Below are 22,543 nucleotides of genomic sequence, written 5' to 3' on the forward strand. Positions count from 1 at the left end.
TCTCAGTTCACAGCGGACGTCGCTTCGACATGACGCGGCAAGGTCACCCGAATACGGGTGCCGCGTTGGCTTTCGGTGTCAGCCGGGCTGTCGATGGTGATTTGTCCATAATGCTCTTCAACGATGGAATAGACCAGTGCAAGGCCCAGACCGGTACCTTCACCAGGATCCTTGGTGGTGAAGAAGGGTTCGAACAATCGGTCCATGATGTTCTGTGGAATACCGCTGCCTTCGTCTTCGACGATCAGGTCTACCGTGTGCTCGTAAGCCTCGCTCTTGACCCTTACCGCACTGCCGGCGGGTGTCGCGTCGCGGGCATTGGACAGCAGGTTGATCAGCACCTGGGCCAGGCGTTGTGAGTCGCCGACCACCCAGTGTTCCGGATCGCACAAGTTATAGAACTGTACTTCGAAATTACGCCGGTTCAAGGCCAGCAGCCCAATAGCATCCTGGGCGACTTCGGCCAGGCACACCGCTTCATCGTGATTCTGGTGGCCGCCGGCATGGGCGAAGCTCATCAGCGATTGCACGATGCGCGAGACGCGTTTGGTCTGCTCGAGGATCTGCCCGCTGATTTCGGTGATTTCGTCGTCTTCTTCGCGCTCCTCGCGCAGGTTCTGCGCCAGGCACGCGATACCGGTGATCGGATTGCCGATCTCGTGGGCCACGCCTGCCGCCAGGCGCCCGATACTGGCCAGGCGCTCGGAATGCACCAGCTTGTCTTCGAGCATCTGGGTTTCAGTGAGGTCTTCGACCAGCAATACCAAGCCACTGTTGCCTGGGGCCAGGGGTTCGTCGATGGCCGCTTTGTGCAGGTTCAGCCAGCGGGTCTGGCCATCCAGGGCCAGGTGCTGTTTGTGCAAGTGTTCGTCGGGCAGGTTGATAAAGCCCTGCAGCAACTCGCGCCAGGGATCGCCGATGGTGGTCAGGCGCGAGCCGACCACGCGCTGGGCGGCGATGCCGGTCAGCTCTTCCATGGCCTTGTTCCACATCAGGATCTCCTGGTCCTTGGCCAGGGAGCACACGCCCATGGGCAGTTCCTGCAGGGTCTGGCGGTGGTAGCGGCGCAGGGCATCGAGTTCGGCGGCAAGGCCGGTGAGGCGTGAGTGGTAGTCTTCCAGCCGGCTCTCGATAAAGTGGATATCTTCAGTTACATAGTTTTCGCCGCCGGCCTTGTAGGGCAGGAAGGTCTCGACCATGTCCTGGGACACGCTGGGGCCCATCAACCCGGACAGGTTGGCCTCGATGCGGTCGCGCAGGCGGCGCAGGGCATAGGGGCGGCGCTCGTCGAAAGGCAGGTACAGATCGCGCAGTGCCTGTTCCACTTCCTTTTGTGCAGCCTTGGCGCCCAGGGGCTTGGCCAGTTGCGTGGCGAATTCCTGGGGCGAGGCGGCATGCAGTTCGCGGCGTTGCGGGCGGCGTACGTTATCCACCGCGCAGGCTTCGGCCGCACTGGTTTCTTCGGGGCTGGCGTTGGTGAACAGGGAGATCAGGGTGAACATCAGTACGTTGGCCGCCAGCGAGGCGATGGCTGCCATGTGCCAACTGGTGTCATCCAGCACGTAGATCATGTTCAGCAGCGGGATGTAGAAACCCTGCAGGTTGCCGACCAGTGGTAGCAGCATGGTCACCAGCCACACCAGGATCCCCGCCAGCAGCCCGGCGATAAATCCACGCCGATTGGCGGTTGGCCAGTACAGCACCGACAACACCCCCGGCAGGAACTGCAAGGTGGCGACGAAGGCCACAATGCCGAGGTTGGCCAGGTCTTGCTCGGCCGCCATCAGCAGGTAGAAGCCATAGCCGGCCATGATGATGGCCACGATCAGCGCGCGGCGTGTCCATTTCAGCCAGCGGTAGATATTGCCTTCGGCGGGCGGCTGATACAGCGGCAGCACCAGGTGGTTGAGGGCCATGCCCGACAGCGCCAGGGTGGTGACGATAATCAAGCCACTGGCCGCCGATAACCCACCGACATAGGCCAGCAGCGCCAGGGATTTACTGTTGGCGGCGATGCCGATGCCGAGGGTGAAGTATTCCGGGTTGGTGGTGGCCCCCAGTTTCAGCCCGGCCCAGAGGATCAGCGGCACCGCCAGGCTCATCAGCAACAGGAACAGGGGCAGGCCCCAGCTGGCGCTGACCAGCGAACGCGGGTTGAGGTTCTCGGTGAAGGTCATGTGGTACATGTGCGGCATGACGATGGCCGAGGCAAAGAACACCAGCAGCAACGTGCGCCAGGGGCCTTCCTGCAGCGGGGTGTGCAGGGCGGCGAGGGCGGTCTGGTTTTGCAGCAGCCACAGCTCAAGCTGTTGCGGGCCGTCGAACACCCCGTACAGCGCGTACAAGCCCACGCCACCGATGGCGATCAGCTTGATCACCGACTCGAAGGCAATCGCAAACACCAGGCCTTCGTGTTTTTCCCGGGTGGCGATATGCCGCGAGCCGAAAAAAATCGTGAACAGGGTGATCAGCGCACAAAAGCTCAGGGCCACCCGATGTTGCACCGGCTCGTGGGTAAGAATACCGATGGAATCGGCCACTGCCTGGATCTGCAGGGCCAGCAGCGGCAGCACGCCGATCAGCATGAAGATCGTGGTCAGCGCGCCGGCCCAGGTGCTGCGAAAGCGGAAGGCAAACAGGTCAGCCAGCGACGACAGTTGGTAGGTGCGGGTGATTTTCAGGATCGGGTACAGCAGCACCGGCGCCAGCAGGAAGGCCCCGGATACCCCGAGGTAGCTGGAAAGAAACCCATAGCCATATTGGTAGGCCAGGCCCACCGTGCCATAGAACGCCCAAGCGCTGGCATAGACGCCCAGGGACAAGGTGTAGGTCAGCGGGTGGCGAATGATCGCCCGCGGGATCATCCCACGCTCACTGATCCAGGCCACCCCGAACAGCGCGGCCAGGTAGGCGGCGCTGATCAGCAGCATCTGGGTCAGGCTAAAGCTCATCGGCATCTTTTTGGCTCTGCAGGATGAAAGTCACGACGATCAGGATCAACCACAGCAGATAGGGGCGATACCAGGCGCCCGTGGCGTCGATCCACCAGTCCATGATGGCGGGAGAAAACAGGTAGATCCCGACGACCAGCAGCAGGACCAATCGATAGATGTACATGTTGGCCTCTGATTGAAAAACTGCGGCGATGTTAACGGATGGTTGGCAGGCTGCAAGCGTCTTCAGTGCAATTGCGCTTCGGCCAGGGTCAGTGTGCGCGGGATCCGGGTGGCATCCCAGTGCCGGATGCCCCAACCGAGCAGTTCCTGTGGGCTGGCGTGGAGCAGCTCATCCCCCGGCTGCTGGCCGAGGGCGCGCAGGGCCCTGAGTAGCAGAGGTGTGGCCTGGTCGGGCGTTAGCGGCGGCGAGCGGTAGGATTTACCCAGCTTGTTACCGTCCGGCTGGATGATCAGCGGTACATGCAGGTAGCGCGGCTGGCGCAGGCCCAGCAGTTCTTGCAGGTACAGCTGGCGCGGCGTGGAGTCCAGCAGGTCGGCGCCGCGCACGATATCGGTGACACCTTGCCAGGCATCGTCGAGCACCACCGCCAGTTGGTAGGCATACAGGCCGTCGCGGCGGCGGATGACGAAATCGCCTACATCGCGGCCCAAGTGTTGTCGGAATTGGCCTTGTACGCGGTCAGTGAAATGGTATTCCAGTTCGGGAACCCGTAGGCGAATGGCAGCATCCTGCTGAGCGTGGCCGGCGTTGCGGCACAGGCCCGGGTAAATGCCGTTATACGGTTCCAGTTGCTTGCGTGAGCAGGTGCAGGCGTAGGCCAGGCCATGGTTGAACATGTCGTTCAGGACTTTGGCGTAGGCATCATGCCGCTCGCTTTGTCGGACCAGTTCCCCGTCCCATTCAAAACCATAGCTTTCCAGAGCATGCAGGATTGCCGCCTGGGCGCCGGGCTCTTCACGGGGAGGGTCGAGGTCTTCCATGCGCATCAGCCAGCGGCCTTGATTGGCGCGGGCGTCGAGATAGGAAGCGAGGGCTGCAACCAGGGAGCCGAAGTGCAAATGGCCGCTGGGGGTGGGGGCGAAACGCCCGATATAGGGAGAGGCTGTCATGGCCTGGATATTACTGGAAAACCGCCAAACCCCAGAAACAAAAATGGGGCGTTTGCACGCCCCATTTGTTCGGCCCGGCAGGGATTACTTGCCGACCTGTTTTTCCTTGATTTCTGCAAGGTTCTTGCAGTCCACACACATGTCTGCGGTAGGACGGGCTTCCAGGCGACGAATACCGATCTCGATGCCACAGGATTCGCACCAGCCGTATTCTTCGTCCTTGATCAGTTGCAGCGTCTTGTCGATCTTCTTGATCAACTTGCGCTCGCGATCGCGCGCACGCAATTCCAGGGCAAATTCTTCTTCCTGGCTGGCACGGTCTGCCGGGTCAGGAAAGTTGGCTGCTTCGTCCTTCATATGGCCAACGGTACGATCGACCTCCTGCATCAAGTCCTGTTTCCACTTGTTCAGGATCTTGGTGAAGTGCTCGCGCATGGGCTCGCCCATGTATTCTTCGCCCTTCTTTTCTACGTAAGGTTCGAAGCCGCCGAGACCTTGAGTCTGCTGTTGCTTTGCTTGGGTGGACATGAATAGACCGCCTCTCACTCTTCTAATCCATTGCGCAGGATTGCAACATCACCGACACCTGCCGGCCCTGCGGCTGCAAGCGGGCGAACTTACCAGATAGCTTCGGGGTGCGCCACTCCCGGTTGTCGAGGCCCGTCCTGCCGGGGTTGCAAACTGCTGCGACCGGCAATGGCTGGGTATACATTGTCTCGAATGTTGATTTTAGTCGTTTTGCAGGTGCTTGCCCGGCTCATTGCCCTGGGCCAGGCAGGCAATAGAGCATGTTTTACCTCGCGGGTTCGGTAGAATCCCGATTTTGTCCTCATTGTTAAGGAAGGCTAATGGCTCAGCCCTACAGTGCTCGCAGTCGAGCTATCGAACCTTTTCATGTCATGGCGTTACTGGCGCGGGCCAATGAGCTACAGGCCGCAGGCCATGATGTGATTCATTTGGAAATCGGCGAGCCGGACTTCACCACCGCCGAACCGATCATCCAGGCCGGCCAGGCCGCGCTGGCCAACGGCAAAACCCGCTACACCGCCGCCCGTGGCTTGCCGGAACTGCGCGAGGCCATCAGTGGCTTCTACCAGCAGCGTTATGGCTTGAGTATCGACCCCGAGCGCATCCTGATCACCCCGGGCGGCTCCGGGGCCTTGCTCCTGGCCAGTAGCCTGCTGGTGGACCCCGGCAAGCATTGGCTACTCGCGGACCCGGGCTACCCCTGCAACCGGCATTTCCTGCGCTTGGTGGAAGGTGCGGCGCAACTGGTGCCGGTCGGCCCCGAGGTGCGCTACCAACTGACTGCCGATCTGGTGGAGCGCTACTGGGACCAGGACAGCGTGGGGGCCTTGGTCGCTTCGCCGGCCAACCCGACCGGGACCATCCTGACCCGTGATGAACTGGCGGGCCTGTCCAGCGCGATCAAGGCCCGCAATGGTCATCTGGTAGTGGATGAGATCTATCACGGCCTGACCTACGGCACTGACGCGGCCAGCGTGCTGGAAGTGGATGACGAGGCGTTTGTCTTAAACAGTTTTTCAAAGTATTTCGGCATGACCGGCTGGCGTCTGGGCTGGCTGGTGGCGCCCCCCGCAGCCGTGGGCGAACTGGAGAAACTGGCGCAGAACCTGTACATCAGCGCGCCGAGCATGGCCCAGCATGCGGCATTGGCCTGCTTTACCCCGCAGACTCTGGCGATCCTTGAAGAGCGACGGGCCGAATTCGGTCGCCGGCGTGACTTTTTGCTACCGGCTTTGCGCGAGTTGGGTTTTGGTATTGCGGTCGAGCCTGAAGGGGCGTTTTACCTGTATGCCGATATCAGCGCCTTTGGTGGCGATGCCTTTGCATTTTGCCGGCATTTTCTTGAAACCGAACACGTGGCATTCACGCCCGGGTTGGATTTCGGTCGCTTCCAGGCGGGGCATCATGTGCGTTTTGCCTACACGCAAAATCTTGATCGACTACAGGAAGCGGTGGAGCGGATTGCCCGTGGTTTGCGGAGCTGGCAAGGCTGATGCGCTTTCATCCTCCCCTCGAAGAAGGTCGGCTGATTCGCCGCTACAAGCGTTTTCTGGCCGATATCGAAACCGCTACCGGCGAGTTGCTCACCATTCACTGCCCGAACACGGGCTCGATGTTCAACTGCATGGTCGAGGGCGGACAAGTCTGGTTCAGCCGCTCCAACGACCCCAAGCGCAAGCTGCCGGGCACCTGGGAAATCGCTGAAACGCCCCAGGGTCGCCTGGCGTGCGTCAACACCGCACGTGCCAACCCGTTGGTCGAAGAAGCGCTGCATGCCGGGGTGATCACCGAGCTCAATGGCTTTACCGGACTAAAGCGTGAAGTGCCGTATGGCCAGGAAAAAAGCCGCATCGACTTTCGCCTGGACTATCCCGACGGCGCGGCCTATGTCGAAGTCAAAAGTGTCACCCTGGGGTTTGACGGCACCTCTGTCGCGGCGTTTCCCGATGCGGTGACTCAGCGTGGGGCCAAGCATTTGCGCGAATTGGCGCATTTGGCCCGCAGCGGCGTGCGGGCGGTGCAGTTGTACTGTGTGAACCTGTCGGGCATCGACAGCGTAAGGCCGGCCGAGGAAATCGACGCGGGTTACGCGGCGGCACTGCGTGAAGCCAAAGCTGCCGGGGTGGAAGTCCTGGCGTACGGCGTGCAGGTGGGGGCGCAGCAAATCTATATTGATCGGCCATTGACGGTGTTGCTCAACGACTAGAGTTGCACCCACAACCCCTGTGCGTCTTCGCGGCCGGGCAGGGGGCTGAGGCTCTGGCCCGCGCACGGGCCGGCCACGCACTCACCGTTTTCGATCAGAAACAACGCGCCGTGGGTGGCGCATTGGATCATGCTCGCGCTGGGATCGAGAAAGCGGTCCGGCTGCCATTCCAGCGGAACGCCGCGATGAGGGCAGCGGTTGATATAGAAATACACCCGGCCTTCGCGGCGCACGGCAAACAGCTTGCGGCCGTCGATATCGAAGCCGCGGCTGCTGTCGGGTGCCAGTTCGTGGGAGGGGCATAGAAACTTCATAAGCGTTCTCAGGTGGTGCGGGTCAAGGGCTGTAGAGTGATCCAGGGTTTGCGGGTGAGCCCGGTGCTTGACGTTCAAATGCAAACAATTATCAAATGCCGGCTTCGCCTGTTAGCTGACTGCGTGCTCAGACGGTCGCATGACTGGCTCCACCCCCTGGAAGGAAACCCTTTTATGCGCCTGAGTACCAGCGCTATTGCGCTTGTTGTCGGACTGCTGGTCAACCACGTGGCGCAAGCCGCTGAACCGCCACAACGCTGGGTCAGCGCCGGCGGGGCGTTGTCGGAGTGGGTGGTGGCCCTGGGGGGCGAGTCAAAGCTGGTGGGCGTCGACACCACTAGCCAGCACCCACAATCGCTCAAGGCATTACCCAGTATCGGTTACCAGCGCCAGCTGTCGGCCGAAGGGATCTTGAGCCTGCGCCCGCAAATCCTGGTGGGCACTGAGGAAATGGGACCGCCCCCGGTGCTGGCGCAGATTCGCAATGCCGGGGTGCAAGTGGAGCTGTTTTCCGCACAGCCTGACTTACCGACCCTGCAAGGCAACCTGCAACACTTGGGCACGCTGCTGGGGGCTGAAGATCGGGCCATGGCACTGTTCAGTACGTATCAACAGCAACTAAACCTGCAAAAAAACGCCGTGACCCAGGCGCAAACCCGGCAAAAGGCCCCAGGCGTGCTGTTGGTGCTCGGGCATGCTGGCGGCAAGCCATTGATCGCCGGCAAGGACACCGCCGCCGATTGGGTACTGCAACAAGCCGGTGGGCGCAATCTGGCGACGCACACCGGGTACAAGCCGTTTTCGGTGGAGTCCCTGGCGGGGCTGAGCCCTGAAGTGCTGGTGTTCTCCGACCGTGCCCTGAGTGGCGAGGCGGCCCGCGCAGCCTTGTTCAAGGAAAATCCGATTCTGGCGAACACCTCGGCGGCCAAGACCGGTCGGGTCGTTGAGTTGGACCCCACCTTGTTGGTCGGGGGCCTGGGCCCACGGTTGCCGGCCAGCCTGCAAGCCTTGTCCGCCGGGTTCTACCCCGCTAAAACCCAAGCCGCCCCATGACCACTCTGGTTAAACCACGCGCCCTGTTTATAGGCCTGAGCCTGTTGTGTGTATTGGCGATCTGGCTGTCCTTGGCTTTGGGGCCTGTCAGCCTGCCGTTGCTCGACACATTGCGCGCCGCGTTACGCTTGCTTGGCGTGCCCCTTGAGGCTCAGGGGCTGGAGCAGGCAGAGTTGATTCTGGGGCAGATCCGTTTGCCGCGCACCTTGTTGGGGTTGGCGGTCGGCGGGGTGCTGGCGCTGTCGGGGGTGGCCATGCAGGGGTTGTTTCGCAACCCCTTGGCCGACCCGGGGCTGGTTGGTGTGTCCAGTGGCGCCGCGCTCGGGGCGGCGGTGGCTATCGTCGGCGGCGCGGCCTTTGGTGGCCTGCCGGATGCGGTGGGGCCGTATCTGCTGTCGCTGTGTGCATTCCTCGGTGGCTTGGGCGTGACGGCGCTGGTCTATCGCCTGGGGCGGCGTGATGGCCAGACCAATGTCGCAACCATGCTGTTGGCCGGTATCGCCCTGACCGCCCTGGCGGCCTCGGCGGTGGGCCTGTTCACTTACCTGGCGGATGACGCCACCTTGCGCACCCTGACGTTCTGGAACCTCGGCAGCCTCAATGGCGCCAGTTACTCGCGGCTGTGGCCGTTGCTGCTGGTCAGTGCCGGGGTGGCGCTGTGGCTGCCGCGCCGGGCCAAGGCGCTCAATGCCTTGCTCCTCGGGGAGTCGGAAGCCAGTCATCTTGGGATCAATGTCGAGGGGCTCAAGCGTGAGCTGGTGTTTTGCACGGCCCTGGGGGTTGGCGCGGCAGTCGCCGCAGCGGGGTTGATTGGTTTTGTCGGGCTGGTGGTGCCGCATCTGGTGCGCCTGCTGGCGGGGCCGGATCATCGCGTGCTGCTGCCGGCCTCGGTGCTGGCGGGGGCGAGCCTGTTGTTATTCGCCGACCTGGTGGCCCGCCTGGCCCTGGCGCCCGCTGAGTTGCCCATTGGCATTGTTACCGCCTTTATTGGCGCGCCGTTTTTTCTTTACCTGCTGTTGCGAGGGCGCGCCTGATGCTGCGAGTGGAAAACCTGCAGATCCGCCGTGGTCGCAAAACCGTATTGGCCGACGTGACCCTGGACCTGAAGCCCAGTGAAGTCCTGGGTGTGCTCGGCCCCAATGGCGCCGGCAAAAGTACGTTGCTGGGCGCGTTGTGCGCGCAGTTGCAGGCGGATGAAGGCCAGGTCTGGCTGGATGACCGCGAACTCAAGGATTGGCAGGGTGCGCAACGGGCCCAGCGGCTGGCGGTGCTGCCACAGGTGTCGACCCTGGATTTCGCGTTTCGCGTCGAGGAAGTGGTGGGCATGGGACGACTGCCCCATCAGACCGGTCGGGCGCGCGACGCTGAAATCATCGACGCCGCCTTGCAGGCCGCTGACGTGAGCCACTTGAGCGGGCGCAGTTACCTGGCCTTGTCTGGCGGCGAGCGCCAGCGTGTGCACCTGGCGCGAGTGCTGGCGCAGCTCTGGCCGGGCGAGGCGGGGCAGACATTATTGCTGGACGAACCGACGTCGATGCTCGACCCGCTGCACCAGCACACCACCTTACAGGCGATCCGCAGCTTTGCTGATCGTGGCGCGGCTGTGCTGGTGATCCTCCACGACCTGAACCTGGCGGCGCGCTACTGTGACCGCATTCTGCTGCTGGAAAACGGCCGCCCCCATGCCCTGGGTACGCCGGCGCAGGTATTGCGCCCGGAACTGCTCAAGGCCGTGTTTGGCCTGGATGTGCTGGTGCAGCCCCATCCTGAACTAGGTCATCCATTGGTCATTGCCCGCTGAGGTTCGTCGTGGCTGCAGCGATGTACCGGGTTCATAAAACCCAGGCAAAAAAAGACCCGGCAAGAGCCGGGTCAAATAACCGTGATTAGCCTGATGAGGAGATAAACTGAGAGTCCGAACCAAGGGTCTTTCAGTTATCGGCTGATCTCGCGACCAGTTGTGATAATCATAACGATTCTCATTTGAGAGTCAATATTTGTTTTTACGCCCTGGGGGCTTTTCCTCAAACGCATGTTTGAAATCCCCGTAAACCCTGGGTTCCTGACTGTTTCAGTTCTTGTTGCGTACCGACAAAACTTCCAATTGGCGATTCAAGGCTTCCTTGCGCTCAGTTGGAATATCGTTCCAATGCACATCCATCAATGCGCCTTCGATGGCATACAGCAGGACTTTGGACGCCCGAAAGCCACGACTGCGTACCGCCCGATAGGCGTCCACGGCGCCCAGGCGACGCAGGTCTGAAGCGCTATGGATGCCCACCGCATGCAGCCATTGCGCAGAGGTCTTGCCAAGGTTTTTCAGGTGTTGCAGCTCATCGTTCATTAAGCCTCCTTGCGACGGCCGAATGGTTCGGTGGGTATCGTGACCAGGCAAGCCTGAAAGGAGTGTAGCGCTCAGTAGGAAAAGCGTAGTTCTTTGCTCAGAAACGATGTAAACGCTTCTAAGGCTGGCGCTGGATTATTGACGGCGAGTGGCGCAAGCCCCCAGCTCGCGTTGCGCGTAGCTGGGGATAAGGGCGTGTTGTCAGCGGGTGCGGTAACGCAGGCGAGTGCCGAAATTGACCGACATCAGGATCTCGTCAGCGCTCAGCTCAGGCGGAAAGTAAGTGCCCGAAATCTGCGCATGGGCCAGGCTGGCGCCTTCCAGCGCGCAAGCGCGCAGGTCCAGGCCACGCAAATCGGCCGAACGGAAATAGGCGTCGGTAAAATCCACGCCCTCGGCATCCAGGTGGCGCAGGTCGAGCCCGCGGAAGTCCCCGCCACGCATATCAATGGGGCCATCCTTGGGGCGTTCCTGATTGAAGCCATGGATGTCATCTTTATGCAGCAGCGCGTAGAGCGGGGTATCAAGCAACTTCGGCTGGCCCATGGCGGCATCTCCTGTTGGATTTATGGCGCCATTATAGTGCCACTATTGCTGGCTGTGAGCTGTTAACTGCTTCACAGCCAGGAAATATTTCTTACAGCCCTGGCAGGTGTTGACGAACATGGGCAACCAGCGCGTCCAGCGTCCCGCTTTCATTGGTCTCGACCCGCTTGCTCAGTAGCAGTTCCTCGGCGCTCAGAGGATCGCGGCTGGCTTGCTGCTGCTCAATGACCTCCAGGGTGGCGTCAGAAGGATCGTTTTTATCTGCCTGACGTTTCGCCAGCCAGTTGGCGATCACTGCCTGTGGTGCATTGCAATCGAGGATCAGGAAGGGCGCGCCAGTGGCCTCTGCGACTTTGGCGGCGGCGTCGCGTTGTTCACGCTTGAGGTAGGTGGCGTCCAGGACCACCGGGAAGCCCGCGCGCAGCACGGTTTCGGCGAGGGTATGCAGGCGGGCGTAGGTCGCTGCGCTGGCATCCGAGGCATAGATCCCCGCTTGTGGGGTGTTCTCCACTTGCTGCTCGCCAAACAGGCGCTTGCGTTCTACATCGGAGCGCAGGCGTATGGCACCGAGCGCGTCGACCAGGCGCATTGCCACATGGCTTTTGCCGGTGGCCGACACACCGTGGGTAATTGCCAGGAAGCGCGAAGGGATGGTGCTGTAGCTTTCGGCCAGGTTGGCGTAGTTACGGTATTGGCGCAGGGTGGTCGCACGCTCTACAGGCGTTGCTTCGGACGGCATGCTGAACAGGGCGACCTTGGCCCGCACCAGGGCACGGTAGGCCTTATAGAAGTTCAGCAGTTCGAGGCTCTGGTAATCGCCAGTCAGTTCCAGGTACTGGCTGATAAAACGTCGGGCCAGGGACTTGAGGCCACGGTCTTCCAGGTCCATGGCCAGGAAGCCAGTGTCGGCACATACGTCGGTGAAGCGGAACGGCTCGTTGAACTCGATGCAGTCGAAGATCACCACGTGATCGTCGATCATCGTTGCGTTGCCCAGGTGAATGTCGCCGTGGCACTCGCGGATAAAGCCATTGAGCTTGCGTTGCTCCAGCAGGGGCTTGAGGCGTTCGAAGCTGCTCTGGGCCCAGGCTTGCAGTGCTTGCAGTTGGGCCAGGTCGGCCTTGTCGCTGAGAAACGGGCGGATCTGCTCGAAGTTCTGCTGTACAGGTGCCATCACCTCGTCCGGCGTGCCGGCCGGGTGCGCCTCGGGAACCTTGGGCGCGTTCAAGTGGAACTGCGCAATCTGGCTGGCCATTTCGTCGATGTGGCTGCTGGTCAGCTCGCCATTGGCCTGCAAGGTGCTCAGCAGTTGGCTTTGCGGGAACTGGCGCATTTTCAGCACATATTCGATGGCCGGACCTTCGCCGCCCAGTTGCGGGGCTTCAACGCTGCCGGTGATCGGTAACACTTCAAGATACAAATCTTGTGTCAGGCGCTGGTTGAGGCGCAGTTCCTCGTTGCAGAAGTGGGAGCGGGCGTCCAACTGGGTAAAGTCGAGGAAGCCGAAGTTCACCGGTTTCTTGATCTTGTAGGCGTAGGGGCCAGTGAGCAGAACCCAGGAAATATGGGTTTCGATGACTTGAAACGCTTCGACCGGATGAGGAAACAGGGCCGGGTTTTGCAGGGCGGCAATCAGGGGCTGGCTCACGGGCGATCCTTCGGAGTCTGGGAAAATAATGGAGCGCATTATGGCCGCTCAAGTCGGTCATGCAAACCGCCGTCCGGTTCATGTTGATCATCAATAAAATGCGTATAATCCGCCGCCATGACTCGTACCCGATCTCCCCGTTCCCGTAAAAAACCTCCTCCCCGCAGCCTGCGCCCCTGGCTGGGCTGGGCGATCAAGCTCGGCCTGGTTGGCCTGGTGGCACTCGCAGGCGTCGCGGTGTACCTCGATGCCGTGGTCCAGGAGAAGTTCTCTGGCAAGCGCTGGACCATCCCGGCGAAGGTCTACGCTCGCCCGCTGGAGCTGTTTACCGGCCAGAAGCTGAGCAAGGAAGACTTTCTCACCGAACTCGATGCGCTGGGCTACCGACGCGAAGCCGTGGCCAACGGTCCGGGGGCGGCGGCGGTCAGCGGCAATACCGTGGACTTGAACACCCGGGGCTTCCAGTTCTATGAAGGCCTGGAAAAGGCCCAGCCGGTGCGTGTGCGTTTCTCCGGGGATTACGTGGCCGAGCTTTCCGCACTCAACGGCGGCAAGCTGCCGGTGGTGCGCCTTGAGCCATTGCTGATCGGCGGGATTTACCCGAAGAACCTTGAAGATCGCATCCTGATCAAGATTGATCAGGTCCCGCCGTATCTGTTGGAAACCCTGGTCGCGGTTGAAGACCGGGATTTCTACAGCCACTGGGGCGTATCACCCAAGTCCATCGCCCGCGCCATCTGGGTCAACACCTCGGGTGGCCGCATGACCCAGGGCGGCAGTACGCTGACGCAACAATTGGTCAAGAATTTCTACCTGACCAGTGAGCGCAGCCTGACCCGTAAACTCACTGAAGCCATGATGGCGATGTTGCTGGAGCTGCATTACAGCAAGCAGGAGATCCTGGAGGCCTACCTCAACGAAGTGTTCGTCGGCCAGGATGGCCAGCGCGCCGTGCATGGTTTCGGCCTGGCCAGTCAGTTCTTCTTCGGCCAGCCATTGTCCGAGCTCAAGCTGCATCAGGTGGCGTTGCTGGTGGGCATGGTCAAGGGGCCGTCCTATTACAACCCGCGCCGCAACCCGGAGCGGGCCCTGGAACGTCGTAACCTGGTCCTCGACGTGCTGGAACAGCAGGGCGTGGCCACCGCAGAACAGGTCGCCGCCGCGAAGAAGATGCCCCTGGGTGTCACTACCCGTGGCAAGTTGGCCGACAGTTCATTCCCCGGCTTTATCGACCTGGTCAAGCGCCAGTTGCGCGAAGACTATCGCGACGAGGACTTGACCGAAGAAGGCCTGCGGATCTTCACCAGTTTCGACCCGATCCTGCAGATGAAGGCCGAAGCGTCGGTCAGCGATACCTTCAAGCGCCTGGCCGGGCGCAAGGGTTCGGATGAGGTTGAGGCGGCCATGGTGGTGACCAATCCGGAAACCGGTGAAGTCCAGGCCATGATCGGCAGCCGCCAGGCCAGTTTTGCCGGCTTCAACCGTGCCCTGGATGCCGTGCGACCGATTGGCTCGCTGATCAAGCCGGCGGTGTACCTCACGGCGCTGGAAAAACCGAGCAAGTACACCCTGACCAGTTGGTTGTCCGACGAAGCGTTTTCGGTCAAGGGCGCCGATGGCCAGGTGTGGAAGCCGCAGAACTATGACCGTCGCTCCCACGGTACGGTGTTCCTGTACCAGGGCCTGGCACATTCCTACAACCTGTCCACGGCGCGGCTGGGCCTGGAGCTGGGGGTGCCGAACGTCCTCAAGACCCTGGCGCGCCTGGGCGTGAGTCGCGAGTTCCCGGCGTTCCCTTCGATGTTGCTGGGGGCGGGGGGCTTGAGCCCGATGGAAGTGGCGACCATGTACCAGACCCTGGCCAACGGTGGTTTCAATACACCGATGCGCGGGATCCGCAGTGTGCTCACGGCGGAAGGCGAGCCGCTCAAGCGCTACCCGTTCCAGATCGAGCAGCGCTTTGATCCGGCCTCCATCTACCTGATCCAGAACGCCATGCAGCGGGTCATGCGCGAAGGGACCGGGCGCTCGGTGTACAGCTCACTGCCGGGCAACCTGACGCTGGCCGGCAAGACCGGCACCAGTAACGATTCCCGGGACAGTTGGTTCGCCGGTTTCAGCCAGGACCTGCTCGCGGTGGTGTGGCTGGGGCGCGATGACAATGGCAAGACACCCTTCACGGGGGCGACCGGCGCCTTGCAGGTCTGGACCAGTTTTATGCGCAAGGCCGACCCGCTGCCACTGAACATGCCGCAACCCGACAACATCGTGCAGGCCTGGATCGACCCCCATACCGGGCAGGGCTCCGATGCCAACTGTCCGGGCGCGGTGCAGATGCCGTATATTCGCGGCAGTGAACCGCCAGCCGGCGCTCCATGTGGCACAGGTGTGCCCACGGATGCCGATTCGGTGATGGATTGGGTCAAGGGCTGGATGAATTAAGCAAAGAGGATTTCAAGTGAACAAGTGGTTGATTCCGGCTATTACAACGTTAGCTTTGCTCAGTGGTTGCTCCACCGTGCAGCGCGGGTCCATCCCGGTGGTGGATTCCGGCACGGCCGTGTCCAACAATGACCGGATCTCGGCCAACGGCGGCTTCCGCCAGACCGTGACCACGCGTCCAAACCCTGCCACAACCCAGGCTGTACCCCAGGATTCCGGAGTGGTGGTAATGGTTCCGGGGGGCGGCGCTACTACGTCTGCGCCGATCAGCTCGGCGCCATGGACACCGGGCCCGATCACACCTGGGCCGTCGAACTCCGCGCCGATTGATAGCGCGCCGATCAACCAGGGCACCTACAACATGCCCTCGACCCCGAGCGGGATTCCTTCGGCCAACGCCGGTGGCCTGTCCGCCGACGAGCAGTTGGACGGTCCGGTCCTGGCCTTGCTCACCACTGCGCAGCAACAGCAAGCCGGTGGAGACTTGAACGGTGCATCGTCCAGCCTCGAGCGCGCCCAGCGTGTCGCGCCACGTGAACCGCAGGTGCTCTACCGCCTGGCGCAAGTGCGCATGGCCCAGGGGGATGCGCCACAAGCCGAACAGTTCGCCCGTCGTGGCCTGACCATGGCTAACGGTCGTCCTGACCTGCAGGCCAGTCTGTGGGCCCTGATTGGCGACGCGCGCGCTGCGCAAGGTGATGCTGCCGGTGCTGCCCAGGCTCGGCAAAAGGCCAAGGTCAGTCTCTGATGGATCCTCGTTTTCCGGCAATTGCCGAGCAGTTATTGCTGATTGAGCGCGAATTGCGCCTGGCGGGCTGGTGGGATGAAGTGTCCCCCAGTGCCGAGGCGCTGAGCAGCGTCGAGCCGTTTTCGGTTGATACCCTGGATTTTCATCAGTGGTTGCAGTGGATCTTCCTGGGTCGCATGAAGCAGATCCTCGAGCAGGACCTGCCGTTGCCCAATGCCTCGGGCATTCTGGAGATGGCCGAGATGGTCTACGCCGATCGTCTTCAAGAGAGCCTCGGCCTACGGTCGGCGCTGAAAAAGTTCGACCAACTGATCGTCGGCGCTCGTTAATTGCCTGACTGCCGGGTTTTCCGGCAGTCTTGCGCACATTTCTACCGCTTGACGACATTCAGGCGAGTTTTATCCCTCCTCAAAGCCCTTTCTTCTACGTTCACATGCGCTTAGTTGGAAAAAAGCGCAATTATTGCTTGACTTGAAGGGGCTGAAACAGAAGAATCCAAAGTCCGCTGTATCGGGACTGCCAGAAGCAGGCCCGCTCAGCAGATCATGAGGCGCACATCCGCGCCGACCTGTTACACCCGCAACGCGTTACCTCGCGCTGGGTGGGAAAAGCCCGCAACACTTGGGACGATCCCAATACTTGCTCAGTCAGTGCTGACGTAGTCGGCGACCACCGTCGCTCATGCTCTGTTGAGAAGTAAACCTATTAAGACCCGTCGGTTTTTAACGGACGGTATTCTGGCGTTTTAGAGGTGAACAACGTGGAGCTTTTATCTGGCGGTGAGATGCTCGTCCGCTTTTTGCGTGACGAAGGCGTCGACTATATCTACGGGTACCCAGGTGGTGCTCTGCTGCATGTCTACGACGCACTGTTCAAGGAACCGGCTGTCAACCACATCCTGGTTCGCCATGAGCAGGCCGCGACCCATATGGCTGACGGTTATGCCCGTGCCACCGGCAAAGCCGGCGTGGTACTGGTAACGTCCGGCCCAGGCGCAACCAATGCCATTACTGGCATCGCGACTGCGTATATGGACTCTATTCCGATGGTGATCATTTCCGGCCAGGTGGCGAGCACCATGGTGGGCACTGATGCATTCCAGGAAACCGATATGATCGGTATTTCCCGGCCGATCGTGAAACACAGCTTCATGATCAAGCACGCCTCGGAAATCCCGGAAATCATGAAAAAGGCGTTCTACCTCGCGCAATCCGGTCGCCCGGGTCCTGTGGTGGTCGATATCCCGAAAGACATGACCAACCCGGCGGAAAAATTCGAATACGTTTTCCCGAAGAAAGCCAAGCTGCGTTCCTACAGCCCGGCCGTTCGTGGGCACTCGGGGCAAATCCGCAAGGCGGCAGAAATGCTCCTGGCGGCCAAGCGTCCAGTGCTGTACTCGGGTGGCGGCGTGATCCTGGGCGGTGGTTCCGCACCTTTGACCGAACTGGCCAAGATGCTCAACCTGCCGGTCACCAACACCTTGATGGGCCTCGGTGCCTTCCCGGGTTCGGATCGTCAGTTCGTCGGGATGCTCGGCATGCACGGCAGCTACACGGCCAACCTGACCATGCACCACGCTGATGTGATCCTGGCCGTGGGTGCACGGTTCGATGACCGGGTGATCAATGGCGCGAGCAAGTTCTGCCCGAATGCCAAGATCATCCACATCGACATCGACCCGGCGTCCATCTCCAAGACCATCAAGGCCGACGTGCCGATTGTCGGTCCTGTGGAGAGCGTATTGACCGAAATGGTCGCCGCGCTCAAGGACATTGGCGAAACTCCGAACAAGGAGTCGGTCGCCAGCTGGTGGAAGCAGATCGACGAATGGCGCGGTGATCGCGGCCTGTTCCCTTACGACAAGGGCGACGGCAGCATCATCAAGCCACAGACCGTGATCGAAACCCTGTGTGAAGTGACCAAGGGCGACGCCTTTGTGACCTCGGACGTGGGCCAGCACCAGATGTTTGCCGCGCAGTACTACAAGTTCGACAAGCCTAACCGCTGGATCAACTCCGGTGGCCTGGGCACGATGGGCTTCGGTTTCCCGGCGGCCATGGGTGTGAAGTTGAGCTTCCCGGACACTGACGTGGCCTGCGTCACCGGTGAAGGCAGCATCCAGATGAACATCCAGGAGCTGTCGACCTGCCTGCAATATGGCTTGCCGGTGAAGATCGTCTGCCTGAACAACGGTGTGTTGGGCATGGTTCGCCAATGGCAGGACATGAGCTACAACAGTCGCCACTCCCATTCCTACATGGAATCGCTGCCAGATTTCGTCAAGTTGGTTGAAGCCTATGGCCATGTCGGCATGCGCATCACCGATTTGAAGGATCTCAAGCCGAAGATGGAAGAGGCGTTCGCCATGAAGGATCGTTTGGTGTTTATCGACATCCAGGTCGACACCAGCGAGCACGTCTACCCGATGCAGATCAAAGACGGCTCTATGCGCGACATGTGGCTGAACAAGACGGAGCGGACCTAATCATGCGGCACATTATCTCCCTGCTTCTGGAGAACGAACCGGGCGCTCTGTCTCGTGTGGTCGGCCTGTTTTCGCAGCGCAACTACAACATCGAAAGCCTGACGGTGGCCCCGACCGAAGACCCGACCCTGTCGCGCCTGACGTTGACCACTGTAGGCCATGATGAAGTGATCGAGCAGATCACCAAGAACCTCAACAAGCTGATCGAAGTGGTCAAGCTGGTCGATTTGTCGGAAAGTGCCCACATCGAGCGCGAGCTGATGCTGGTTAAGGTCAAGGCCACGGGCGCCCAGCGTGCCGAGATCAAGCGGACTACCGATATTTATCGTGGGCAGATCGTCGATGTGAGCGCCAGCGTTTATACCGTTCAACTGACCGGTACCAGCGACAAGCTGGACAGCTTCATCCAGTCGATCGGGACGGCCTCGATTCTGGAAACCGTACGCAGTGGCGTCACCGGGATTGCCCGTGGCGACAAAGTACTCAGCATCTAACCCAAATTAGCGAATGGCCTTACGGCCTGGATATATAGAGGAACCTCATGAAAGTTTATTACGATAAAGATTGTGACCTGTCGATCATCCAGGGCAAGAAAGTCGCCATCATCGGTTACGGCTCCCAGGGCCACGCCCAGGCGTGCAACCTGAAAGACTCCGGCGTCGACGTCACTGTCGGTCTGCGTAAAGGCTCGGCTACCGTTGCCAAGGCTGAAGCCCACGGCCTGAAAGTCACTGACGTGGCTTCTGCTGTTGCGGCTGCCGACCTGGTTATGATCCTGACCCCGGACGAGTTCCAGTCCTCGCTGTACAAGAACGAAATCGAGCCGAACATCAAGAAAGGCGCCACCCTGGCCTTCTCCCACGGCTTCGCGATCCACTACAACCAGGTCGTGCCGCGTGCTGACCTCGACGTGATCATGATCGCGCCGAAAGCACCGGGCCACACCGTGCGTTCCGAGTTCGTCAAGGGCGGCGGTATCCCTGACCTGATCGCGATCTACCAGGACGCCTCGGGCAACGCCAAGAACGTTGCACTGTCCTACGCTGCTGGCGTCGGTGGCGGTCGTACCGGCATCATCGAAACCACCTTCAAGGACGAGACCGAAACCGACCTGTTCGGCGAGCAAGCCGTTCTGTGTGGCGGTACCGTTGAGTTGGTAAAAGCCGGTTTCGAAACCCTGGTTGAAGCTGGCTACGCGCCAGAAATGGCCTACTTCGAGTGCCTGCACGAACTGAAGCTGATCGTTGACCTCATGTACGAAGGCGGTATCGCCAACATGAACTACTCGATCTCCAACAACGCTGAGTACGGCGAGTACGTGACAGGTCCGGAAGTGATCAACGCCGAATCCCGTCAGGCCATGCGCAACGCCCTGAAACGTATTCAGGACGGCGAGTACGCCAAAATGTTCATCAGCGAAGGTGCAACCGGCTACCCTTCGATGACCGCCAAGCGTCGTAACAACGCTGCTCACGGTATCGAAGTCATCGGCGAGCAACTGCGCTCCATGATGCCGTGGATCGGTGCCAACAAGATCGTCGACAAAGCCAAAAACTAAGTCGGATGCATCAAGGGAAAACGCGGCCTAGGCCGCGTTTTTTCGTTTGCGGGCCGGTTCTGGTATAAAGCTGCATCGTTTGCGGGCGAACACTCGCCGCAAGTGTCTGTCGAATTTTTTCACACCGTTGCAAGGTAAAGTCCATGAGCGAACGTCCCGAAGAGCCAAACCAGGCCTCTGACGCCGAAAGCCTGCTACCGATCGATGAGCATGTCGAAGAAGGGCATGACGCGGAAGGCCGCAAGGTCCGGCATCGTGGCATCTATCTTCTGCCCAACCTGTTCACCACGGCGAACCTGTTTGCCGGTTTCTACTCCATCATCAATTCCATGAGTGCCCAGAGTGCGCTGGCGGCAGGTGATGCGGCGAGTGCCAGCAAATACTTCGGTTTTGCTGCCATCGCGATCTTTGTGGCCATGGTCCTTGACGGCCTGGATGGCCGCGTAGCGCGCATGACCAATACGCAAAGTGCCTTCGGTGCCGAATACGACTCGCTGTCGGACATGGTTGCCTTTGGTGTCGCGCCTGCGCTGTTGGCGTTTGCCTGGGCCCTGGGTGATATGGGCAAGGTTGGCTGGATGGTTGCCTTCATCTACGTGGCCGGTGCTGCACTGCGCCTGGCGCGTTTCAATACCCAGGTGGGGACTGCCGACAAGCGTTACTTCATTGGCCTTGCCAGTCCTGCTGCGGCAGGTGTGGTGGCGGGTATTGTCTGGGCGTTCAGTGACTACGGTATCCAGGGATCGAAGATGTCGTTCCTGGTGGCCTTGATGGTTGCGGCGGCCGGCATGCTGATGGTCAGCAATATCAAGTACAACAGCTTCAAGGAGTTCGACCTGAAGGGGCGGGTGCCTTTTGTGGCGATTCTGGTAGTGGTGCTGGTTTTCGCAGTGGTCTTCAGTGATCCGCCGCGGATTCTGTTGCTGGCGTTCCTGGTGTATGCGGCTTCGGGTCCGGTTCAGTACCTGTTGCATCTGCGGCGGGACAAAACATTGCCTTAATGTAATTTCCCCCATACTCCGCAGTCTATTGGTGCATCAGTTCTCCAATGCTGCGGAGTTGCCATGTTAATCAAGTTGCCTAAAGCGTCCGATTGTCACGAATCGGATGTCACCCCGGAATCCCTCTATTTCTCCCGCCGCAGTTTGCTCGGTGGTGCGCTTGCCGGTATTGCTGCCAGCAGCCTGCCGCGTTGGGCGAGTGCAGCTGATACCGCGCGTTATGCCGATGTCGAGCCGGGCAAAGCTCCCGGCTGGTTTGCCGAGAAGCTGCCAGGCACCCAATGGCAGGCGGTGACGGTCAAAGACGAAGCCATCACCCCGTTCAAAGATGCGACCCACTACAACAACTTCTATGAGTTCGGTACCGACAAGGGCGACCCGGCGGCGAATGCTGGTTCCCTCAAGACGGAGCCGTGGAGCGTCGTGATTGATGGAGAGGTCGCCAAGCCTGGGCGTTATGCCTTGGAGGACTTCATGAAGCCGTATCAGTTGGAGGAGCGAATCTATCGTCTACGCTGTGTCGAGGCGTGGTCGATGGTCATTCCCTGGATCGGCTTCCCTATATCGGCCTTGCTTAAACAGGTCGAACCCACTTCCAAGGCCAGGTACATCCGCTTTGAAACTCTGCAGGATCCCAAGAGCATGCCGGGCCAGCGTTCGAGTTTCGGCCTGATCGACTGGCCTTATATAGAAGGGTTACGTCTGGATGAAGCGATGAACCCTTTGGCAATCCTTGCGGTGGGCATGTATGGCCGTGAACTGCCCAACCAGAATGGTGCGCCGCTGCGGCTGGTGGTGCCTTGGAAGTATGGCTTCAAGAGTGTGAAGTCCATCGTGCGGATCAGCCTGGTGAGCGAGCAGCCGAAAACCACCTGGCAAAGCATTGCGGCGGATGAGTATGGGTTTTATGCAAATGTGAACCCCACGGTCGATCATCCTCGCTGGACCCAGGCGCGGGAGCGACGTCTGCCTAGCGGCTTGTTCAGCCCGAATGTGCGCGAGACGCAGATGTTCAATGGCTACTCGGATGAGGTCGCTTCTCTTTATACGGGTCTTGATCTGCGGAAGAACTACTGATGCGCTACCCCCTCTGGCGCCTTGGCGTCTTTATAGCTGCGGCAGTGTGGCCGTTGTACTGGTTGTATGAGGCCTGGAGTCTTACCTTGGGGCCTGATCCCGGCAAAGTGCTGGTTGATCGGCTGGGGCTGGGAACGCTGATCTTGCTGCTGGTCACGCTTGCGATGACGCCTCTGCAAAAGTTGAGCGGTTGGGCGGGGTGGATCGCTGTGCGCCGGCAGTTGGGGTTGTGGTGCTTTGCTTATGTGGTGCTGCACCTTGCGGCTTATTGTGTATTTATCCTTGGGTTGGATTGGTCGCAGTTGGGCGTCGAGCTGCGCAAACGCCCCTACATTATTGTGGGAGCGTTGGCGTTCCTGTGTTTGCTGGCGTTGGCGGTGACATCCAATCGCTATAGCCAGCGTCGATTGGGTACCCGTTGGAAGAAGTTGCATCGCCTCGTGTATGTGATTCTGGGGCTTGGTTTGTTGCATATGCTGTGGATCGTGCGTGCCGACCTGAAGGAGTGGGCTATCTATGCTTCTAT

22 protein-coding genes (1 of these 22 running past the window's edge) are annotated in these 22,543 nt (G+C 60.4%); 14 read left to right on the forward strand and 8 right to left on the reverse strand.

Annotation, left to right across the window (positions count from 1 at the left end; all coding sequences use genetic code 11):
- Window positions 1-2: 2 nt before the first annotated feature.
- From K1X80_RS04915 to dksA, 4 genes are all read right to left on the reverse strand, one after another.
- Window positions 3-2,957 carry a sensor histidine kinase gene (locus K1X80_RS04915; protein WP_170045325.1) on the reverse strand — a complete coding sequence of 985 codons (2,955 nt, stop codon included), beginning with the start codon at window positions 2,955-2,957 and terminating at the stop codon, window positions 3-5.
- On the reverse strand, window positions 2,941-3,117 hold the full coding sequence (locus K1X80_RS04920; RefSeq protein ID WP_003176118.1) for a hypothetical protein: 177 nt from the start codon (window positions 3,115-3,117) through the stop codon (window positions 2,941-2,943). Before K1X80_RS04920 ends, K1X80_RS04915 begins: the two co-directional genes overlap by 17 nt.
- Window positions 3,118-3,179: 62 nt before the next feature.
- Window positions 3,180-4,067: a tRNA glutamyl-Q(34) synthetase GluQRS gene (gene gluQRS, locus K1X80_RS04925; protein ID WP_057960646.1), complete on the reverse strand. Its 888-nt coding sequence runs from the start codon at window positions 4,065-4,067 to the stop codon at window positions 3,180-3,182.
- Window positions 4,068-4,151: 84 nt separating this feature from the next.
- Complete coding sequence (gene dksA / locus K1X80_RS04930) at window positions 4,152-4,595, reverse strand: RNA polymerase-binding protein DksA (RefSeq protein WP_057440158.1); 444 nt, start codon at window positions 4,593-4,595, stop codon at window positions 4,152-4,154.
- A 320-nt stretch (window positions 4,596-4,915) separates the two neighbouring features.
- Between dksA and K1X80_RS04935 the strand changes: the two genes are divergently transcribed.
- Window positions 4,916-6,088, forward strand: a complete 1,173-nt coding sequence (locus tag K1X80_RS04935; RefSeq protein WP_057960645.1) for a pyridoxal phosphate-dependent aminotransferase — start codon at window positions 4,916-4,918, stop codon at window positions 6,086-6,088.
- The gene (gene sfsA / locus K1X80_RS04940) at window positions 6,088-6,801 is read left to right on the forward strand and encodes a DNA/RNA nuclease SfsA (protein ID WP_057440157.1); all 714 of its coding nucleotides are present in this window, start codon (window positions 6,088-6,090) and stop codon (window positions 6,799-6,801) included. Before K1X80_RS04935 ends, sfsA begins: the two co-directional genes overlap by 1 nt.
- Here sfsA and K1X80_RS04945 read toward each other — a convergent pair.
- The gene (locus tag K1X80_RS04945) at window positions 6,798-7,115 is read right to left on the reverse strand and encodes a Rieske (2Fe-2S) protein (RefSeq protein ID WP_057960643.1); all 318 of its coding nucleotides are present in this window, start codon (window positions 7,113-7,115) and stop codon (window positions 6,798-6,800) included. The two genes, sfsA and K1X80_RS04945, sit on opposite strands and share 4 nt — an antisense overlap.
- A gap of 174 nt (window positions 7,116-7,289) precedes the next feature.
- Here K1X80_RS04945 and K1X80_RS04950 point away from each other — a divergent pair, with 174 nt between their 5' ends.
- Genes K1X80_RS04950 through K1X80_RS04960 form a run of 3 tightly spaced genes read left to right on the forward strand, consistent with a single transcriptional unit; the run spans window position 7,290 to window position 9,969 of the window.
- A complete protein-coding gene (locus tag K1X80_RS04950; protein WP_057960642.1) occupies window positions 7,290-8,168 on the forward strand; it encodes a hemin ABC transporter substrate-binding protein in 879 nt (292 codons plus the stop codon).
- The gene (locus tag K1X80_RS04955; protein WP_057440154.1) at window positions 8,165-9,202 is read left to right on the forward strand and encodes an iron ABC transporter permease; all 1,038 of its coding nucleotides are present in this window, start codon (window positions 8,165-8,167) and stop codon (window positions 9,200-9,202) included. Before K1X80_RS04950 ends, K1X80_RS04955 begins: the two co-directional genes overlap by 4 nt.
- Window positions 9,202-9,969 (forward strand): heme ABC transporter ATP-binding protein, encoded by a 768-nt coding sequence (locus K1X80_RS04960; protein WP_120731575.1) that lies wholly within the window; start codon window positions 9,202-9,204, stop codon window positions 9,967-9,969. Before K1X80_RS04955 ends, K1X80_RS04960 begins: the two co-directional genes overlap by 1 nt.
- Window positions 9,970-10,239: 270 nt before the next feature.
- On the opposite strand, the gene K1X80_RS04965 is transcribed toward K1X80_RS04960, so the two are convergent.
- The 3 genes from K1X80_RS04965 to K1X80_RS04975 form a co-directional block, all read right to left on the reverse strand.
- Window positions 10,240-10,512 carry a TfoX/Sxy family protein gene (locus K1X80_RS04965; RefSeq protein WP_057440152.1) on the reverse strand — a complete coding sequence of 91 codons (273 nt, stop codon included), beginning with the start codon at window positions 10,510-10,512 and terminating at the stop codon, window positions 10,240-10,242.
- A gap of 201 nt (window positions 10,513-10,713) precedes the next feature.
- The gene (locus K1X80_RS04970) at window positions 10,714-11,058 is read right to left on the reverse strand and encodes a pentapeptide repeat-containing protein (RefSeq protein ID WP_057960641.1); all 345 of its coding nucleotides are present in this window, start codon (window positions 11,056-11,058) and stop codon (window positions 10,714-10,716) included.
- Window positions 11,059-11,149: 91 nt separating this feature from the next.
- Complete coding sequence (locus tag K1X80_RS04975; protein WP_169961059.1) at window positions 11,150-12,706, reverse strand: bifunctional aminoglycoside phosphotransferase/ATP-binding protein; 1,557 nt, start codon at window positions 12,704-12,706, stop codon at window positions 11,150-11,152.
- Between the two features lie 117 nt (window positions 12,707-12,823).
- Between K1X80_RS04975 and mrcB the strand changes: the two genes are divergently transcribed.
- The 9 genes from mrcB to msrQ all read left to right on the forward strand — a co-directional run.
- On the forward strand, window positions 12,824-15,148 hold the full coding sequence (mrcB, locus tag K1X80_RS04980; RefSeq protein WP_057444144.1) for a penicillin-binding protein 1B: 2,325 nt from the start codon (window positions 12,824-12,826) through the stop codon (window positions 15,146-15,148).
- Window positions 15,149-15,164: 16 nt separating this feature from the next.
- Complete coding sequence (locus K1X80_RS04985; RefSeq protein WP_057960638.1) at window positions 15,165-15,896, forward strand: M48 family metallopeptidase; 732 nt, start codon at window positions 15,165-15,167, stop codon at window positions 15,894-15,896.
- Window positions 15,896-16,225, forward strand: a complete 330-nt coding sequence (locus tag K1X80_RS04990) for a YqcC family protein (RefSeq protein WP_057960637.1) — start codon at window positions 15,896-15,898, stop codon at window positions 16,223-16,225. Before K1X80_RS04985 ends, K1X80_RS04990 begins: the two co-directional genes overlap by 1 nt.
- Window positions 16,226-16,656: 431 nt before the next feature.
- Window positions 16,657-18,381: an acetolactate synthase 3 large subunit gene (locus K1X80_RS04995; RefSeq protein WP_057960672.1), complete on the forward strand. Its 1,725-nt coding sequence runs from the start codon at window positions 16,657-16,659 to the stop codon at window positions 18,379-18,381.
- 2 nt (window positions 18,382-18,383) lie between these two features.
- Window positions 18,384-18,875 carry an acetolactate synthase small subunit gene (gene ilvN, locus K1X80_RS05000; RefSeq protein WP_003176102.1) on the forward strand — a complete coding sequence of 164 codons (492 nt, stop codon included), beginning with the start codon at window positions 18,384-18,386 and terminating at the stop codon, window positions 18,873-18,875.
- Between the two features lie 47 nt (window positions 18,876-18,922).
- Entirely contained in the window at window positions 18,923-19,939 is a 1,017-nt protein-coding gene (gene ilvC / locus K1X80_RS05005; RefSeq protein ID WP_003194132.1) for a ketol-acid reductoisomerase, read from the forward strand.
- Between the two features lie 143 nt (window positions 19,940-20,082).
- Complete coding sequence (gene pssA, locus K1X80_RS05010; protein ID WP_029298897.1) at window positions 20,083-20,940, forward strand: CDP-diacylglycerol--serine O-phosphatidyltransferase; 858 nt, start codon at window positions 20,083-20,085, stop codon at window positions 20,938-20,940.
- 63 nt (window positions 20,941-21,003) lie between these two features.
- Window positions 21,004-22,017, forward strand: a complete 1,014-nt coding sequence (gene msrP, locus K1X80_RS05015; RefSeq protein WP_120731579.1) for a protein-methionine-sulfoxide reductase catalytic subunit MsrP — start codon at window positions 21,004-21,006, stop codon at window positions 22,015-22,017.
- On the forward strand, window positions 22,017-22,543 hold the 5' portion of the coding sequence (gene msrQ / locus K1X80_RS05020) for a protein-methionine-sulfoxide reductase heme-binding subunit MsrQ (protein WP_170060131.1). It continues 94 nt past the right edge of the window; 527 of the gene's 621 nt are visible here — the first part of the coding sequence; it begins with the start codon at window positions 22,017-22,019; its stop codon lies beyond the right edge, outside the window. The genes msrP and msrQ overlap by 1 nt, the downstream gene beginning before the upstream one ends.

The sequence above is a fragment of the Pseudomonas sp. So3.2b genome, from assembly GCF_019464415.1.
Classification (GTDB): domain Bacteria; phylum Pseudomonadota; class Gammaproteobacteria; order Pseudomonadales; family Pseudomonadaceae; genus Aquipseudomonas; species Aquipseudomonas shahriarae.

What these genes read in the sequence shown, in the direction of transcription:
- K1X80_RS04915 (WP_170045325.1), bottom strand. Translation starts at nt 2,957, where the DNA reads ATGCCGATGAGCTTTAGCCTGACCCAGATGCTGCTGATCAGCGCCGCC.
- K1X80_RS04920 (WP_003176118.1), bottom strand. Translation starts at nt 3,117, where the DNA reads ATGTACATCTATCGATTGGTCCTGCTGCTGGTCGTCGGGATCTACCTG.
- gluQRS (WP_057960646.1), bottom strand. Translation starts at nt 4,067, where the DNA reads ATGACAGCCTCTCCCTATATCGGGCGTTTCGCCCCCACCCCCAGCGGC.
- dksA (WP_057440158.1), bottom strand. Translation starts at nt 4,595, where the DNA reads ATGTCCACCCAAGCAAAGCAACAGCAGACTCAAGGTCTCGGCGGCTTC.
- K1X80_RS04935 (WP_057960645.1), top strand. Translation starts at nt 4,916, where the DNA reads ATGGCTCAGCCCTACAGTGCTCGCAGTCGAGCTATCGAACCTTTTCAT.
- sfsA (WP_057440157.1), top strand. Translation starts at nt 6,088, where the DNA reads ATGCGCTTTCATCCTCCCCTCGAAGAAGGTCGGCTGATTCGCCGCTAC.
- K1X80_RS04945 (WP_057960643.1), bottom strand. Translation starts at nt 7,115, where the DNA reads ATGAAGTTTCTATGCCCCTCCCACGAACTGGCACCCGACAGCAGCCGC.
- K1X80_RS04950 (WP_057960642.1), top strand. Translation starts at nt 7,290, where the DNA reads ATGCGCCTGAGTACCAGCGCTATTGCGCTTGTTGTCGGACTGCTGGTC.
- K1X80_RS04955 (WP_057440154.1), top strand. Translation starts at nt 8,165, where the DNA reads ATGACCACTCTGGTTAAACCACGCGCCCTGTTTATAGGCCTGAGCCTG.
- K1X80_RS04960 (WP_120731575.1), top strand. Translation starts at nt 9,202, where the DNA reads ATGCTGCGAGTGGAAAACCTGCAGATCCGCCGTGGTCGCAAAACCGTA.
- K1X80_RS04965 (WP_057440152.1), bottom strand. Translation starts at nt 10,512, where the DNA reads ATGAACGATGAGCTGCAACACCTGAAAAACCTTGGCAAGACCTCTGCG.
- K1X80_RS04970 (WP_057960641.1), bottom strand. Translation starts at nt 11,058, where the DNA reads ATGGGCCAGCCGAAGTTGCTTGATACCCCGCTCTACGCGCTGCTGCAT.
- mrcB (WP_057444144.1), top strand. Translation starts at nt 12,824, where the DNA reads ATGACTCGTACCCGATCTCCCCGTTCCCGTAAAAAACCTCCTCCCCGC.
- K1X80_RS04990 (WP_057960637.1), top strand. Translation starts at nt 15,896, where the DNA reads ATGGATCCTCGTTTTCCGGCAATTGCCGAGCAGTTATTGCTGATTGAG.
- ilvN (WP_003176102.1), top strand. Translation starts at nt 18,384, where the DNA reads ATGCGGCACATTATCTCCCTGCTTCTGGAGAACGAACCGGGCGCTCTG.
- ilvC (WP_003194132.1), top strand. Translation starts at nt 18,923, where the DNA reads ATGAAAGTTTATTACGATAAAGATTGTGACCTGTCGATCATCCAGGGC.
- pssA (WP_029298897.1), top strand. Translation starts at nt 20,083, where the DNA reads ATGAGCGAACGTCCCGAAGAGCCAAACCAGGCCTCTGACGCCGAAAGC.
- msrP (WP_120731579.1), top strand. Translation starts at nt 21,004, where the DNA reads ATGTTAATCAAGTTGCCTAAAGCGTCCGATTGTCACGAATCGGATGTC.